Annotated in this window: 13 protein-coding genes; 6 read left to right on the plus strand and 7 right to left on the minus strand. The window is 73.3% G+C overall.

Features of this window, described 5'->3' with window-relative positions:
- The first annotated feature begins 4 nt into the window (after window positions 1-4).
- Together R4Z62_RS00305 and R4Z62_RS00310 are read left to right on the plus strand one after the other, a co-directional pair.
- Window positions 5-2401, plus strand: coding sequence for a polysaccharide lyase 8 family protein (locus tag R4Z62_RS00305; RefSeq protein ID WP_491518776.1), 2397 nt, complete (start codon window positions 5-7; stop codon window positions 2399-2401).
- A 142-nt stretch (window positions 2402-2543) separates the two neighbouring features.
- Window positions 2544-4457, plus strand: a complete 1914-nt coding sequence (locus R4Z62_RS00310) for a DUF2264 domain-containing protein (protein WP_491518777.1) — start codon at window positions 2544-2546, stop codon at window positions 4455-4457.
- 120 nt (window positions 4458-4577) lie between these two features.
- On the opposite strand, the gene R4Z62_RS00315 is transcribed toward R4Z62_RS00310, so the two are convergent.
- The 6 genes from R4Z62_RS00315 to R4Z62_RS00340 all read right to left on the minus strand — a co-directional run bounded on the left by R4Z62_RS00315 (window position 4578) and on the right by R4Z62_RS00340 (window position 11408).
- Window positions 4578-5357, minus strand: a complete 780-nt coding sequence (locus tag R4Z62_RS00315) for a class I SAM-dependent methyltransferase (protein WP_491518778.1) — start codon at window positions 5355-5357, stop codon at window positions 4578-4580.
- Window positions 5358-5415: 58 nt separating this feature from the next.
- Entirely contained in the window at window positions 5416-7260 is a 1845-nt protein-coding gene (locus R4Z62_RS00320) for an SIP domain-containing protein (RefSeq protein WP_491518779.1), read from the minus strand.
- Between the two features lie 149 nt (window positions 7261-7409).
- Window positions 7410-8456 carry an ABC transporter substrate-binding protein gene (locus tag R4Z62_RS00325; protein WP_382846424.1) on the minus strand — a complete coding sequence of 349 codons (1047 nt, stop codon included), beginning with the start codon at window positions 8454-8456 and terminating at the stop codon, window positions 7410-7412.
- Window positions 8453-9286, minus strand: coding sequence for an ABC transporter ATP-binding protein (locus tag R4Z62_RS00330; protein ID WP_491518780.1), 834 nt, complete (start codon window positions 9284-9286; stop codon window positions 8453-8455). The genes R4Z62_RS00325 and R4Z62_RS00330 overlap by 4 nt, the downstream gene beginning before the upstream one ends.
- Window positions 9283-10362, minus strand: a complete 1080-nt coding sequence (locus tag R4Z62_RS00335) for a FecCD family ABC transporter permease (RefSeq protein WP_079158775.1) — start codon at window positions 10360-10362, stop codon at window positions 9283-9285. Before R4Z62_RS00335 ends, R4Z62_RS00330 begins: the two co-directional genes overlap by 4 nt.
- Window positions 10362-11408, minus strand: a complete 1047-nt coding sequence (locus R4Z62_RS00340) for a FecCD family ABC transporter permease (RefSeq protein ID WP_491518781.1) — start codon at window positions 11406-11408, stop codon at window positions 10362-10364. Before R4Z62_RS00340 ends, R4Z62_RS00335 begins: the two co-directional genes overlap by 1 nt.
- 102 nt (window positions 11409-11510) lie before the next feature.
- Here R4Z62_RS00340 and R4Z62_RS00345 point away from each other — a divergent pair, with 102 nt between their 5' ends.
- Together R4Z62_RS00345 and R4Z62_RS00350 are read left to right on the plus strand one after the other, a co-directional pair.
- Entirely contained in the window at window positions 11511-12329 is an 819-nt protein-coding gene (locus tag R4Z62_RS00345; protein WP_491518782.1) for a helix-turn-helix transcriptional regulator, read from the plus strand.
- A 303-nt stretch (window positions 12330-12632) separates the two neighbouring features.
- Complete coding sequence (locus R4Z62_RS00350) at window positions 12633-12842, plus strand: MbtH family protein (protein ID WP_018566024.1); 210 nt, start codon at window positions 12633-12635, stop codon at window positions 12840-12842.
- A 24-nt stretch (window positions 12843-12866) separates the two neighbouring features.
- Here R4Z62_RS00350 and R4Z62_RS00355 read toward each other — a convergent pair whose 3' ends face one another.
- A complete protein-coding gene (locus R4Z62_RS00355; protein WP_491518783.1) occupies window positions 12867-13370 on the minus strand; it encodes a GNAT family N-acetyltransferase in 504 nt (167 codons plus the stop codon).
- Window positions 13371-13515: 145 nt separating this feature from the next.
- On the opposite strand from R4Z62_RS00355, the gene R4Z62_RS00360 reads away from it, so the two are divergent.
- Entirely contained in the window at window positions 13516-13782 is a 267-nt protein-coding gene (locus R4Z62_RS00360; RefSeq protein ID WP_382846435.1) for a phosphopantetheine-binding protein, read from the plus strand.
- A complete protein-coding gene (gene entS, locus R4Z62_RS00365; RefSeq protein WP_491518784.1) occupies window positions 13769-15091 on the plus strand; it encodes an enterobactin transporter EntS in 1323 nt (440 codons plus the stop codon). The genes R4Z62_RS00360 and entS overlap by 14 nt, the downstream gene beginning before the upstream one ends.
- The last annotated feature ends 104 nt before the right edge of the window (window positions 15092-15195 follow it).

Genomic DNA, 15195 nt, shown 5'->3' on the forward strand with positions numbered 1-15195 from the left:
CGCCATGGAACTGAGCAGACGCCAGACCCTCGCGCTCGCCTCGGCGGGCGCCGCCGCCGGACTCGTCGCCCGCGCGGGCGGTGCCAGCGCCGCCGCCGCATCCGGCGACGACCCGTACGAGCCGCTGCTCGCACGCGCCGCGCAGCAGCTGACCGGCGGCGCCTTCGACCCGGCGGACCCGGACTTCGCCGCCGCGCTCACCGCCCTGGACACCCAGGCCGCCGCCTGGTGGCGGCAGCTCGACACCTCCGCGAACCGCACCGCGCTGTGGGCGGATCTGTCCCCGGCCTCCGATCCGGGCATGTTCGGCCAGAGCTACCCGCGGCTGCGCACGATCGCGACCGCGTGGGCCACGCCCGGCACCTCGCTCACCGGGCAGGCGGCGGTGCGCGACGGCCTCCTGGACGCGCTCCGCTTCCTGCGCACCGCCGGCTACGACGCCTCGCGCCGCGAGACCGGCAACTGGTGGTTCTGGGAGATCGGGGCGCCCCGCGCGCTGATGGACGTCTGCGTCCTGCTGCGCGCCGAACTGCCCGCGCAGGACCGCGACGCCTATGTGGCGACGGTGGCCCGCTTCGTCCCCGACCCGGACCGCCGCACCAACTCCCCCACGCTCGCCGAGACGGGCGCCAACCGCACCGACAAGGCCGTCATCGTCGCGCTGCGCGGGCTGCTCGCGGGCGACCCCGCCGCGCTCGCCCTGGCCCGCGACGGCCTGTCGGACGTCCGGGACAACGGGAAGAACAGCCTGTTCCAGTACGTCACCTCGGGCGACGGCTTCTACCGGGACGGCTCGTTCGTGCAGCACTCGGACGTCGCGTACACGGGCACGTACGGCAGTGTCCTGCTCGGGGGCGCCGGTCAGCTGATCGCGCTGCTCGCCGGCTCCGACTGGGCCGTCACCGACCCGGCGGTCCAGGTGCTGTACGAGGCCGTGGAGCGCTCCTTCGAGCCGCTCCTGTTCGACGGCGTGATGATGGACGCGGTGCGCGGCCGCGCCGTCTCCCGCGAGCGCGCGCGGGACCATGCCGACGGGGCCGCCGCGGTCGCGCACATCCTCCAGCTCGCCGAGGGGGCACCGGACGCGTACGCGGACCGCTGGCGCGCCGCGGCCAAGGGCTGGATCCTGCGCAACACGAGGACGCCGTACCGGACGCTCGTCGGGATCCCGGACCTGGCCCGCGCGAAGGCCGTCCTCGGCGATCGGACCGTGCGGCCCGCCGACCGCCCCGACGGGCACTTCGTCTTCGCCGACATGGACCGGGTGGTGCACCGGCGCCGGTCGTGGGCGTGCGCGCTGTCGCTGTCGTCGCGGCGCATCGCCGCCTACGAGGCGGGCAACGGCGAGAACCTGCACGGCTGGTACACCGGCGACGGCATGACATACCTGTACGACGGCGACGACACGGACGCCTTCGGTGACGCCTTCTGGCCCACCGTCGACCCGTACCGGCTGCCGGGGACGACGGTGGACGCCCGGGTCCGGGCCGATCTCGGGACCGGCGGCGGGACCGGCACCTTCCGTCCGCGGAACGCGGTCGCGGGCGGGGCGGTGCTCGACGCCCGCTACGGTGCCGCCGCGATGGAGCTGATCGCGGACGGGTCGACGCTGCGGGCCAAGAAGGCGTGGTTCTTCCTGGACAACGCGGTCGTCGCCCTCGGCGCCGGGATCACGGCGAGCGACGGAAGGACCGTCGAGACCGTCGTCGAGAACCGGAACCTGCATGCCCAGGGCGCGCCCCGGCTCGTCGTCGACGGGCGCCGGCAGTCCTCGCGGCAGGGGTGGTCGGCCGCGCTGGACGACGCCCGCTGGGCCCATCTGGAGGGCACGGGCGGGTACGTCTTCCCCTCCGGCGGCCCGCTGCGCGCGCTGCGCGAGGAACGCACCGGGACGTGGAGCGCCCTCAACACCGGCGCGGACACCGCGGGCAGCACCACCCCGGTCACACGCCGCTACGCCACTCTCTGGTTCGACCACGGGCCCTCCCCCGTCTCCGCGTCCTACTCCTATGTCCTGCTGCCGCGCGCGACCGCCGCCGCGACCCTGGCCTGGTCCCTCTCCCGCCCGGCGCGCGTGCTCGCCAACGACGCCACCGTCCAGGCCGTCGCCGCACCCCGCCACGGCCTGCTCGCGGCGCACTTCTGGGCGGCGGGCTCGGTGGACGGGCTCGGCACCGACGGCCCCGGCACCGTCCTGGTGTGCCGCCGCGGCGAGGGCGTGACGGTGGCGGTGGCCGATCCGAGCCGTACGGTGACGGAGCTGACCGTCCGGCTGCCCTTCGCCGTGCGCACGGTGGTCCACGCCGACGACACCGTGTCCGTGGTGCCGGGCCGCCGCCCCGTGCTCACCGTCCGCGTGGGCGGCTCACGGGGTCATACACACACCGCGCGGCTCCGGTGAGACCGGTCCGGCCGGACCTCGGCCCCCTCTGCCCCGCCGGCCCACGAGGCCCGGGGTGACGGGACCGGCAGGGCAGCCACCGGACCGCCGCCCCCGGTCACCCGTATCGCACACCGTCCGACGAAGGAGCCAGCGAACCACCATGCCCGCCCCGCACTTCCCCCTCCCGCCCACCGACCGTGTCCGCTCCCCCCTGACCGGCTGGACGCGGGCGCACTGGGAGGCCCTGGCCGACCGGCAGCTCGCGGCCCTGCTGCCCTACGCCACTCCCGGTTTCGCGCAGTACCGGCTGCCGGGCCGGGCCAGTTGGTCAGGGGTCGTCTCAGACGGCCTCGAAGGGTTCGCTCGGACATTTCTGCTGGCCTCCTTCCGGATCGCGGGCGCGGGCGGCGAGGACGACCGCGAGGGCACTGATCCCACGGCCGTCTCCCATCTCATCGAAAGGTACACGCGGGGTCTGACAACGGGCACGGACCGTGACAGCGACGAGGCCTGGCCCGTGCTCACCGACTGCTCCCAGCAGATGGTGGAGGCCGCCTCGGTCGCGCTCGCCCTGCACGAAACCCGTCCCTGGATCTGGGACCGGCTCGACTCCCGGGTGCAGGAGCGGGTCGTCGACTGGTTCTCCGGCTTCGTCGGCGCCCGGACCTGGGACAACAACTGGCGTCTCTTCCAGGTGGTGTCGGAGCAGTTCCTCGCCTCGGTCGGCGCGCCGTACAGCCAGGAGGACATCGACGCCGGGCTCGACCGGATCGAGGACTGGTACGTCGGCGACGGCTGGTACACGGACGGCGACGGCCGCAACTTCGACTACTACATCGGCTGGGCGATGCACCTGTACCCGCTCCTGTGGGCCCGCATGGCGGGACCGGACGGGGACGGCGGGCGCGGCGCCGTCTACCGGGAGCGGCTGGCCCAGTTCCTCACCACCTACCCGCAGTTCTTCGGCGCGGACGGCGCGCCGGTGCACCAGGGCCGGTCGCTGACGTACCGCGTCGCGGCGACGGCGCCGGTCTGGCTGGGCGCGCTCGCCGACTGCACCCCGCTCGCCCCGGGCCTGACCCGGCGCCTCGCCTCGGGCGCGGCCCGGCACTTCGCCGAGCGGGGGGTGCCGGACGAGCGGGGGCTGCTGCCGCTGGGCTGGTACGGGACGTTCCTGCCCGCCACGCAGGCGTACTCGGGGCCAGCGTCGCCGTACTGGGCGAGCAAGGGGTTCCTCGGCCTGCTGCTGCCCGCCGACCATCCGGTGTGGACGGACCGTGAACTGCCGCTCCCCGTCGAGCAGTCCACGCAGTACACGGCTCTGCCCGCGCCGGGCTGGCTGCTGCACGGCACCCCGCACGACGGAGTCGTCCGCCTGGTCAACCACGGCAGCGACCACAACCCGCCGGACGGACCGGGGAGCGACGATCCCCACTACGCCAAGCTCGCCTATTCCACGGCCACCGCGCCGGAGTCGGCGCCGCACGCATGGGCCCGCACGGTCGACAACCACATCGCGCTGCTCTCCGCCGGCGGCACCCCCTCACGGCGCCGCCGCATCCTCCCGCTCGCCTGCGCGGGACGCCGGGCGTCGTCGCGTCACCTCGCGCAACTTGCCGGTTCGGACGAGGAGTTCCCGATCGAGTCGACCAGTGTGCTGCACGGTCCGTGGGAGCTGCGCGTGCACCGGGTGCGGGCACCCGAGGGCGTGACGGTGCGCGAGGGAGGATACGCGGTCGCCGACGGTGCGCGTCCCCAGGTGGAGCGGGGGCCCGGCTGGGCGCTGGCCCGTACGGAGTCGGGGCTGACCAGCGCCGTGGCCGCGCTGTACGGCTGGGACGAGGACGCGGGCGTCGCGCGCGAGGCCGAGGCCAACGCCTGCGGTCCCCATTCGGCGACGCCGTACCTGCGCGCTGTGCGCCACCCGGGCGGGGAGAGCGTCCATGTGACCCTGGTGGTGCTGACCCGCGACGTCGTGCACCCCTGGGTCCTGCGCGAGTCGGTCCGGTGCGAGCGCGGGGACGACGGGCTGGTGACGGTCACGTTCCCGGACGGCGAGACGGTCACGGTCTGACGAGACGGTCACGGACTGAGGGGACGGTCACGGACTGAGGGGACGGTCACGGACTGGGGGGACGGGACCGGCCGGTGCAGCAAGGGCAGTTGATGTCCGTGCGCGCGAACGCATCGGTGGCTACCGCGGCTCCGGGAGCCGGTACACGGAGACATGGGACCGTGACTCGGCGGTGAACTCGGCTCCCGTCCAGTCCGCGTACCGGGCTTCCCGTTCGAGACCGGCCAGTTGGGCCATGAGGTCGAGTTCGGCCGGCCAGATGTAGCGGTGCGGGCTGCGGGCCAGCCGCGCCTGCCTGGTCTCGTCGAAGCGGAAGTGGTGCGAGACGACCCGCTGCCGCAGGGTGTCGTAGGTGTCCAGGCCGATGTAGCCGGGCTCGGACTGCCAGACGGTGGCGGCCTGGCCCGGGGGGAGCTTGCGCAGCTCGGGCACCCACAGTTCGACCACGAACCGCCCGCCGGGTGCGAGGTGGCGGGCGGCGTTGCGGAAGCACTCGACCTGCTCGGCCTGGGTGAGCAGGTTGGAGATCGTGTTGTAGACGAGGTAGACGAGGGTGTGCTCCCCCGGTACAACGGTCGTCGCCATGTCACCGATGACCACCGGGATCGTCGCCTCGTCCGCCTTGGAGCGCAGCCGCTCCACCATCGGCCGTGACAGTTCGATGCCGGTGACCGGGACTCCCCGCTCCGCGAGCGGGACGGCCACGCGGCCGGTGCCGACGGCGAACTCGACCGCCGTCCCGTCCCCCGCGAGCCGGGCCAGGAACTCGACGGCCGGTCCCAGGACCTCCGGCGCGAACATGCCCGAACCGGGTGTGTCGTAGCTCCGCGCGGTGTCCTCGTCCCAGATCTCCGACAGCTCTGCCTGCTCTGCCTGCTCTGCCTGCTCTGCCTGCTCCATGCCTCCCACGCTTGCCGCTGCCCTGCGCGGTGTCCAGCGAATATCAGCCGCCCCGGTGTCAGTCCCGCGCCGGGGTGATGACCCACAGGCGGTGGTCCCAGCCGATGTCCCGGCAGGTGCGCACCGTCAGACCCGCGCGCTCGGCGAGGCGGGCGACGTGTTCCGCGTCCCGTACGCCCGAACCGAAGGCGCACTTGAGACGCAGATGGTGCACGACGGCGTCGATGTCGTCGGGGTCGGCCGGTGTCACCTGTTCCACCAGGACCAGTGTGCCGTCGGCGGCCAGTCCGGCACCGGCCTCGGTGAGGACCTGTACGGCGTCGTCGTCGGGCAGCCACTCCAGCTGCCGGCACATCAGCAGGGTCTCGGCGCCCTCGGGTACACCGGAGGCGCGCGGGACGAGTTCGACGCGCGGCAGCACATCGGTGTCGAGCAGTTCCTCACGCAGCACCCGCAGGGCGGAGGGCATGGCGACGATCCGGGCGCGCAGCCGGGGGAACGCCTTGGCGAGGGCGTTGACGACGGTGGCCGAACCGTGTCCGGTCGCGGTCAGCGCGGGCACCGAGGCCCAGTCGTGGGCGCCGACGACGCCGGGGGCGACCCAGCGGGCGTGGTCCTCGACGGCCGCGCGAGCGGTGCCGGCCAGGCGGGGATCGTCGGTCATCGCGCCGGCCAGGGTCCGGCCGTCGTGGGTGCGGTAGCCGGCCTCGCCGGTGCGCAGGGTGTGCAGGAGTCCGCTGAAGGAGGCGTCGAGCGCGGCCTGGGCGCCGCCCAGGTGGTACTCGTAGGCGGAGTGGTCGTCGTCGACGAGTTCCTCGCCGACCGGGGCCAGCCGGTAGCCGCCCTCTCCGTCGTCGGCGAGGACGTCGAGGGAGGCGAGATAGGCGAGCAGCGCGGTGAGCGTGGCGGGGTCGGCGCCGGTGCGGGCGGCCAGTCGGCGGGGGTCGCGGACGCCGGAGGCGACGAGTTCGAAGACGCCGAGGGTGACCGCGGCGCGGATGGCGTAGCCGGGGGCGAGGTCGGTCAGTTCGTGCAGCCGCTCGTGGGCGTCGTCCTCCTCGTCCTCCTCGGCCGCCGGGGTTCCGGCTGCGGTGGGTTCGGTGCGCCGCCAGTAGCCGGTGATGTCCAGTTGCTCGCGCGGTACTTGACGCTCCGTCACCAGATGGCGACGGATGCCCTTGAGGGTGACGGCCTCGCCCGCCACCCAGGCGAAGACGGTGCCGGGCAGCCACTCGGTGTCCCGGACCGCCTGCTCCAGCAGGCCGGTGGTGCCGACGGGGGCGCCGTCGCGGGAGAGCCAGACGATGTCGGCGTCGGCGCGGGTGGGCAGTTCCTGGCGGTGGCTGTCCTCGCCGATCTCGACGAAGACCTTGGCACGGGTGCCTTCGGGCATCTCCGCGAGCCAGCGGCCGATGGCGGGCAGCGCGGTCTCGTCGCCGGCGACGAGCAGCCAGTCGGCGCCCTCGGGATGGCTGTGGGACATCTTGGGTCCGGCGATCCAGGCGCTCTCGCCGGGCTTGACGCGTTCGGCCCAGCCGGAGGCGATGCCGCCCTCGTGCCGGACGAAGTCGAAGTCGATCTCTCCGGCGTCGGGGTCGAAGCGCACCGGTGTGTAGTCCTTGGAGACCGGGCGGCCGTCGGCGGGCCAGTCCAGGCTGCTGACGTTCTGCCGGGGCAGCACGAGGCGCCCGTGCTCGTCGGTGAAGAAGAACTTGACGTGGTCGTCGAAGCCCTCGGTGCGCAGTTGGGGCAGGGTGAGGCCGTCGCGGGTGAAGGCGCGGAGCTGTTCTCCGCCGAGGGTGAGGCGGCGCATTCCCGGGGTGATGTTCTCGGCGCGCAGCACGGTCAGTTCCCTGAGCACGATGGGGAATGTGGCGACCGAACGGGGGCTGCGGGTGGGCATGCGGGCTCCTTCGTACCACGGGCGTTCCCGTGGGGGCGGGGTGTGGTGCGGCCGGTGGCGCGGCACCCGTCGGCGGCCGGGTCCCGGGCGGGGTCCGGCCACCGGTGCGGGTGCGGTCCGGCGGACGGCGGTGGCGGTTGGCGGGGGTGCTACTTGCCGGCGACGGCGTCGGCCAGGATCGGCGTCAGCTTCTGGGCGACCCAGGGCGAGCTGAGCGCGTCGGGGTAGGCGACGGCGGAGGCGAGGGTGTTCTCGGAGGGTACGACGGCGTAGTGCTTGCCCTTGACCACGTTCAGGGACGCGAAGAGCTTGTTCTTCTCCAGTTCGGAGGCGGACACCAGTCCGTTGTCGCCGAACGGGTAGGTGATGAGCAGGACGTCGGCCTCCAGTTCGTCGAGGTTCTCCAGGCTGACGGCGTTCTTGTCGGCGCTGTACTTCTTGGCGTTGGGCGCCTTGGTCAGGCCGAGTCCCTCGAAGACGCCGGGGTCCTGGTCGGCGTAGGAGGCGTAGGTGATCTGCTCGGGGTGGACGACCGCGTAGGTGTACGTCTTGCCCTTGAACTCGGGGTGGGCCGCGGCCGCGTCGGTGAACGCCTTCTCGTTGGCGGCGATGATCTGTTCGGCCTTGTCGGTCATGCCGAGCGCCTTGGCGGCGATCTTCAGCCGGTCCTGCCAGGTGAGGGTGTCGGCGTCCTTCTTGTCGGCGTAGGTGACGACGGGGGCGATGGGCTTGAGCTTGGCGTAGTCGGTGTTCATCGCCCAGGTGTTGACGCCGAGGATGACGTCCGGGGCGGCTTCGGCGACGGCCTCGTAGTCGGTTCCGTCGGTGTCGTCGTACGTCTTGAGCTTGGACTTGCCGAGCTTGTCGATGGCCTGCTGCTTGTACGCGGGGACGGGGCCGCCGTCCTCGGCGTCCGGGGTGATCACCGGGACGATGCCGAGGGCGAGGGCGATGTCGGTGTCGCCGTCGGAGACGGTGGCGACCCGGACCGGCTTCTTGGCGACCTCGGTGGTGCCCCAGGCGTTGGTGAGCTTGACGGGGAACGCCGCGGAACCGGCCGCGGTGGCCGCGGGCTCGGAGCCGGTCTTGTCGTCCCCGGATCCCGAGCAGCCGGTGGCGAGGGCCAGGGCCGTGGCGACGGCGAGGAGGGTGCGTACGGCGCCGCGGCGGCCGGCCGCTCTGGTCAGGCGGTTCACGTTCTGTTCTCCTGGATGAGGTGGCGGCTGCCCAGCGGGAAGATCTGGGGCCGGTCGGTGCGGGGGTGGGGCACGACGACGCAGTCCAGGCCGAAGACCTCGGCCACGGTGCGTTCGTCGAGCACATCTGCCGGCGGGCCCTGGCGCACGATGCGTCCGTCGCGCATGGCGACGATCGTGTGCGCGTACAGGGCCGCCTGGTTGAGGTCGTGGGAGACGAGGACGATGGTCTTGCCGGTGCGTTCGTTCAGGTCGGCCAGCAGGTCCATCACCTCGATCTGGTGCGCGATGTCCAGATAGGTGGTGGGCTCGTCGAGCAGCAGGGTCGGGGTGTCCTGGGCCAGGGCGAGGGCGATCCACACGCGCTGACGCTGGCCGCCGGAGAGGGCGTCGACCGGGCGGTAGATCAGCTCGGCGGTGCCGGTGGCCGCCAGCGCCTCGGCGATCAGCAGGTCGTCGGCCTCGGTGCGGCGCTGCCCGAACCGGCGGTGCGGGTGGCGGCCCCGCCACACCAGGTCGCCGACGGTGATGGACTCGGGTGCGATCGGGGACTGCGGCAGGATGCCGAGCCGGCGGGCCACTTCCCGGGTGCGCAGGGAGTGGATGTCGGCGCCGTCGAGCAGCACCGAGCCCTGGCTGACGGGCAGCAGCCGGGCGACGGACTTCAACAGGGTGGACTTGCCGCAGGCGTTGGGGCCGACGAGGGCGGTGACGCGTCCGGTCTCGACGGTGAGCGACAGTTCCTCGATGACGGGGGCGTCGCCGTATCCGGCGGTGATGCCGCGTGCCTGGAGCGTGTGCGGCCCGGTGGTGAGGGGCTGTTCGTTCACGAGACGGCTCCGTGCCTGCGCCGAAGGATCAGCCAGACGAAGTAGGGCGCGCCGAGCAGCGCGGTGAGGACCCCGGTGGGCACCGGGCTGATCAGGGGCGCGTTCTGGGCGAGGACGTCGGCGCCGACGACGAGGACCGCGCCGACCAGCGGGGCGAGGGCGAGGGCGCGTTCGCCGCCGACCAGCCGGCCCGCGATGGGGCCGCTGATCAGCGACACGAAGCCGATGGGTCCGACGACGCTGGTGGCCAGGGCCGCGGCGGCGGCGCCGACCAGCAGGGCGGCGGCGCGGGCCGGCCGGACCCGGGTGCCGAGACCGGTGGCGAGCTGGTCGCCGAGTGCCATGCCGGACAGCGGCCGGTACAGCAGGGCGGTGCAGACCAGGCAGCCGGCGAGGCCGAGGGCGAGGGTGCGCACGCCCTGCCAGTCGGCGCCGTTGGTGCTGCCGATCAGCCAGCGCATCACCACGGCGAGGTCGTTCTGGTCGGCGATGGTGAAGAGGTAGTTGGTGTAGGCGGTGCACACGGCGCTCAGTCCGATGCCGACCAGGACCAGCCGGTAGGTGTCCACGCCGCCCCGGTGGCTGAGCGCGTACACGGCGCCGAGCAGGGTGAAGGCCCCGGCCAGCGCGGCGAGCGGCGGGCCGGAGGTGAAGGCGGCGGGAGCGAGCAGCAGCACGGTGGCGGCGCCCGCGCCGGCGCCGGCCGAGATGCCGACGATGTCCGGGGTGGCCAGCGGGTTGCGGACGATCCGCTGGTAGAGGGCGCCGGCGAGCCCGAACAGGGCGCCGGACAGCAGGGCGGCCAGGGCGCGGGGCATGCGCAGCTGGAAGATGAGGTAGTCGGCGAGTCCGGTGCGCAGGCCGAGGGCGGCGGGCAGGACGTCGGCGGCGGCGATGTGGGCGACCCCGCCGAGCAGGACGGAGGCGGTGGTGAAGCCGAGCAGGAACACGGCGAGCACGGCGGTGACCACAGCGGTCCTGCGGTTGTGCGCGCGGCGCCGGGCGCGCAGCCGGGCGGCGGTGGCCCGTGGGGAGACGGTGGGTGCGGACGGTATGTCGCGGATCGCGGTCGCCATCACACCCGTACCAGGTTGCGGCGGCGGGCGAGCCATACGAAGAAGGGGGTGCCGACGGCGGCGGTCATGACGCCGACCTGGATCTCGCCGTGGTCGATGACGAGCCGTCCCGCGGTGTCGGCGCCGGTGAGCAGGACGGCGCCGAGGGCCATGGACAGCGGGAGCGACCAGCGGTGGTCGGGCCCGGCGAGCATGCGGGCGCAGTGCGGGGCGACGAGGCCGACGAAGGCGACGGGGCCGGTGGCGGCGGTGGCGGCGGCGCACAGCAGGACGGCCACGGCCGCGGCGGCGAGGCGGGCGCGTTCGACGGGGACGCCGAGTCCGCGGGCGGTCTCGTCGCCGAGGCTGAGGACGTTGAGGGTGCGGCCGAGGGGCAGGGCGAGCAGCAGTCCGGCGGCGGCGAACGGCAGCACGTCGTCCAGCACGGCGGCGCGGCCGGTGAGTTGGCCGACCGACCAGAATTGCAGATGGGCGTAGGCGGCGTCGTCGCGCACGACCATCAGTGTGATCAGTGAGGACATCACGGCGGCCAGGGCGACCCCGGCCAGGATCAGGCCGATGGTGGAGCTGCCGGTGTTGGTGCGGGTGCCGATGAGGTAGACCAGTACGGCGCTGAGCGCGGCGCCGGTCAGCGCCATCCAGAAGTAGCCCTGGAGGTCGGTGACCCCGAGGTAGAGGATGCCGACGACGACGGCCAGGGCCGCGCCCTGCTCGATGCCGAGGAGGCCGGGTTCGGACAGCGGGTTCATGGTCAGGGCCTGCATGATGAGTCCGGAGGCGCCCAGTGCCGCGCCGACCAGCAGCCCGAGGAAGGTCCGCGGAATGCGCTCGGTCCACAGCACATGGGAGTTGTACAGGTCGCCGTTCGGGTGGAGCAGGATGTGCACGATGTCGAGCGGGGAGATGTGGCGTGAGCCCAGTCCGATGCTCGCGATCAGGGTCGCCGCGACCGCGACCGCCGCCAGCACCATGCAGGCGGCGCCCCGGGAGAAGCGGGTCCTGGCCGGTGGTGGCGACGTCGCCACCGGCGGGGACGTGGTTGTCATGATTTCTTCCGCTCCTCACGAGTCGTACGGCAAGTTAGGTTACCCTTACCTTGCCTGGCGTCGATACAACGCAGAGGCACAGGCCTCGAAACCAGGGGTCGCATGTCCGGCCCCGCACACCTGGGGGATCTCGTGACACAGAGCGCGGTTCGGACGGAGTCGGCGGAGCACACGGACACGGGGGCGTCGGCGCACGGAACGCCGGAGCACACGGACGACTCGTGCGTCACGACGGAGGGGCACCCCGTGCACGTGCACGACTTCCACCAGTTCCTGTACGTGCCGCTGGGCCGGATCGTGGTGACGGTGCGGGACGCGGACCATGTGCTGTCTCCGGCGGTGGGCCTGTGGATACCGGCGGGCGTGCCGCACAGCGCGCGCTTCGACCCCGACTCGCTGGTGGTCAGCGAGAGCTTCGAGGCCGAGCGCTACCGGCTGCCCTGCACACGTGCGTCGGTCGTGCCCGTCGGAGAGGCCAGAAGGCGGCTGCTGCTGGCCCGTATGCGCAGTTCGGGGGCGACACCCGAGGACACCGCGCTCTTCGCCGAACTGGCGGGCGACGAGCGGCGGCTGCCCCTGCCACGACCCGTGAGCACGGCGGCCCGCGCGGTGGCCGTGGCACTGCTGCGCGACCCGGGCGACCAGCGGACGGCGACGGAGTGGGCCGAGGCGCTGTACACCAGCTCGACCAGTCTGCGCAGGGCATTCCGGGTGGAGACCGGACTGTCCTTCTCGGAGTGGCGCACCCGGGCGCGGCTCAACCACTCCCTGGTTCTGCTGGCCGAGGGACACCAGGTGGGAGCCGTGGCGGCCCGGGTCGGCTTCGTCAGCGCGAACGGCTTCATCCTGGCGTTCCGGCGCCACTTCGACCGGACCCCGGGCGCCTACGTCCGGGAGCGGACGGCGCCCGTCGTCGGATAGCGTCCGCACACCACGGCGTGCGCCGCCGTACGGCGGCGTGCCCTCGCTCTCCCGGGGCCCGGCCAGAAGTTGAGCGCGCAACAGCTCCTTCGGGGCGCATGTCACACGGCCGGGGCGGGGCTTGACACCTCCCCGAACTTGGGAAATGTTAGGCCAGCCTTACCTAAGTAAGAATCTTGTGCGCGATCTGTGCGCGACCCGGCGGAGACCGCCGATGTCGCCGGGCCGGGCCGGACGGACCCGGCCCGGCCGCACCTTCCCTCCCGCACACACGACACCCCCATCCCCACGAGGAGATCCCCCATGGCCGCCACCAACCCCTTCGAGGACGACGACGCCCGCTACCTGGTCCTGGTCAACGACGAGAACCAGCACTCGCTGTGGCCGGCCTTCGCCGAGGTTCCCGCGGGCTGGACCGTGGTCCACGGCGAGGACTCCCGGCAGGAGTGCCTCTCCTACGTGGACGAGCACTGGACCGACATGCGCCCGGCGAGCCTGGCCGGGCGGTCCTGAGGCGGACCGCCCCGCCCCGCCGGGTCAGAGCCGCAGGCTCAGCACGCTCGACCCCGGGCGGGGATCGAGGCCGGCCGGCCAGGCCGCGGTGGCGGGGTCCACCACGGTGAAGCCGTGCCGCAGGAAGAGGGCGGCCCCGCCGCTGGTCGCGGTGAAGACCGTGCCGACCGAGCGGGCCGCCGCCTCGGCGAGCAGCGTTGCCAGCAGGGCCGTACCCACACCCCGGCCCTGACTGGCCGCCGCCACACAGAAGTTGTAGACGACCGCGGTACGGGCCGCCGCGCCCTGGCCGCATCCGAGCCCCACACATCCCTCGACACCGCCCGCGGCGGACTCGGCGATCAGGAAGTCGCCCGTGTCGCGTGCGTACTCGGTCGCGGACCGCGCGCGCAGCTCTCCCGTACGGGCGAACGCGCGCGAGAGGCGGTACAGGGCGGCCACGTCGCCGGGTCCGGCCGCGCGCACCACCACCGGGTGCGGGGGACGGAGCGCGGTCGGCGCGGGACGGAGCGCGGAGGGAGGAGTCACCGTGTCATCGGCTCTTTCACTCGGGGGTTTCGCCGGCACCGGCCGCAACCGGGGCGGGAACGGACCGACTTGACCGGGCCAAGAATAGATTGTTAGGTAAGCCTTACCTAACCGGAACGCAGCACTGATCAGGAGAGGAAGCACCATGACCGACACTTCCGGGCCGCAGCCCTTCACCCTCGACCGCCTCCGCGACGACCTCGCCGAGCTCCTCTACGTCGAGGCCGAGGAGGTGGCCGTCGACGAGAACGTGTTCGACCAGGGCCTGGACTCCGTCCGGATGATGACGCTCGTGGAGGGCTGGCGTGCGCAGGGCGCCGAGGTCGGCTTCGCCGAGCTCGCCCAGCGCCCGACCCTCACCGACTGGGCCACGCTCCTCGCCCCCGCAGGAGCGCCCCGTGCGGGTGCGTGACCTCCTGGTCGACGTCGAACCCCTGCGCACCAGCAGGGACTTCCGGGCCATCTTCGTCGCCCGGGTGGTGTCCCTGTTCGGCCTGGGCATGGCGACCGTCGCCCTGTCCGCGCAGGTGTACGACCTCACCGAGTCGACCTTCAGCGTCGCCGTCGCCAGCATGGTCATGAGCGTGACGGTGCTGCTGGGCTCGCTGTGGGGCGGCTGGATGGCCGACCGCACGGACCGCAGGAGGCTCATCCTGCGGGCACGCGCGGCCGCCGCGGCGGCCTTCGCGGGCCTCGCGGTCAACGCGTTCCTGGCCGACCCCAGCCTGTGGGGGATCTACGGCTGTGTCGCCCTGGACGGGCTGGCCACCGGAGTGAGTGTCACCGCCCTGATGGCGGTGGCGCCCACCCTGGTCCGCCCGGACCAGCTCCCGGCGGCCGGCGCGCTGATCTCCCTCACCGGCGAGATCGGCTCCATCTGCGCCCCGCTCCTCGGCGGTGTGCTGCTCGCCGCCGGGGGTCCCGGGCCGGTGTTCACGTTCACCGCCGTCACCACCGCCGTGACCGCCCTGCTCATCCTGCGCGTACGCCCCCTGCCGCCGGTGGCGGACGAGGACGCCGACGAGGACGGCGAGGACGGCGGCTCCCCCCTCGTGGCCTTCCGGTTCGCGCTGCGCAACCGCGTGGTGGGGGCGCTGCTGGGCCTGGGCGGGATCACCGTGCTGTTCAACCTTCCGGTGGTGCTCTTCCCGGCGCTGGTCGCCACCCGCTTCGGGGGCGGCGATGTGATCCTCGGTCTGCTCTACACCGCCCCGGCCGTGGGCGCCGTCCTGGTCTCCGCCACCAGCGGCTGGGTCACCCGGCACGGGCGGCCCGGACGGCTGCTGCTCACCGCCGCGCTCACCAGCGGCCTCGCCACCATCGGCTTCGGCCTGAGCCACAGCGTCTGGACCGCCGTCCTCATGCTGGCCGTCGGCGGCGCCGCCGGAACGGTGTACGAGATCCTCGAGTACGCCCTGGTCCAGCACCACACCCCGGACCGGCTGCGCGGACGCGTGGTGAGCGTCGTCACCGCGCAGGGCACCACCGGCAACGTGCTCGGGGACGTCGAAGTCGCCCTGGTGGCACGCTGGTTCAACCCGGCCGGTGCCGCCGTCGTCAACGGCGCGGTGTGCGCCGTGGCCGCGGTGCTGGCCGCCGTCCTGGTCCCGGGACTGCGCCGGGCCACCCTCCCCCGCGACGAGGACGAGGCCGAGGCGGACGCCGTCGAAGGCCCGTCCGGCACCGGATCCGGCCGGGACGCCCCGACCGTCGTCGGCTGAGCCCCTCGACCGCCGCCGGAAGAGCCCCCGGCCGCCGTCATTGTCACCGGATCGGCGGACACCGGCACTGGCACCAACACCGACACCCACCCGGGCGGAAGAGC

The sequence above is a fragment of the Streptomyces sp. PL-25 genome (assembly GCF_058344915.1).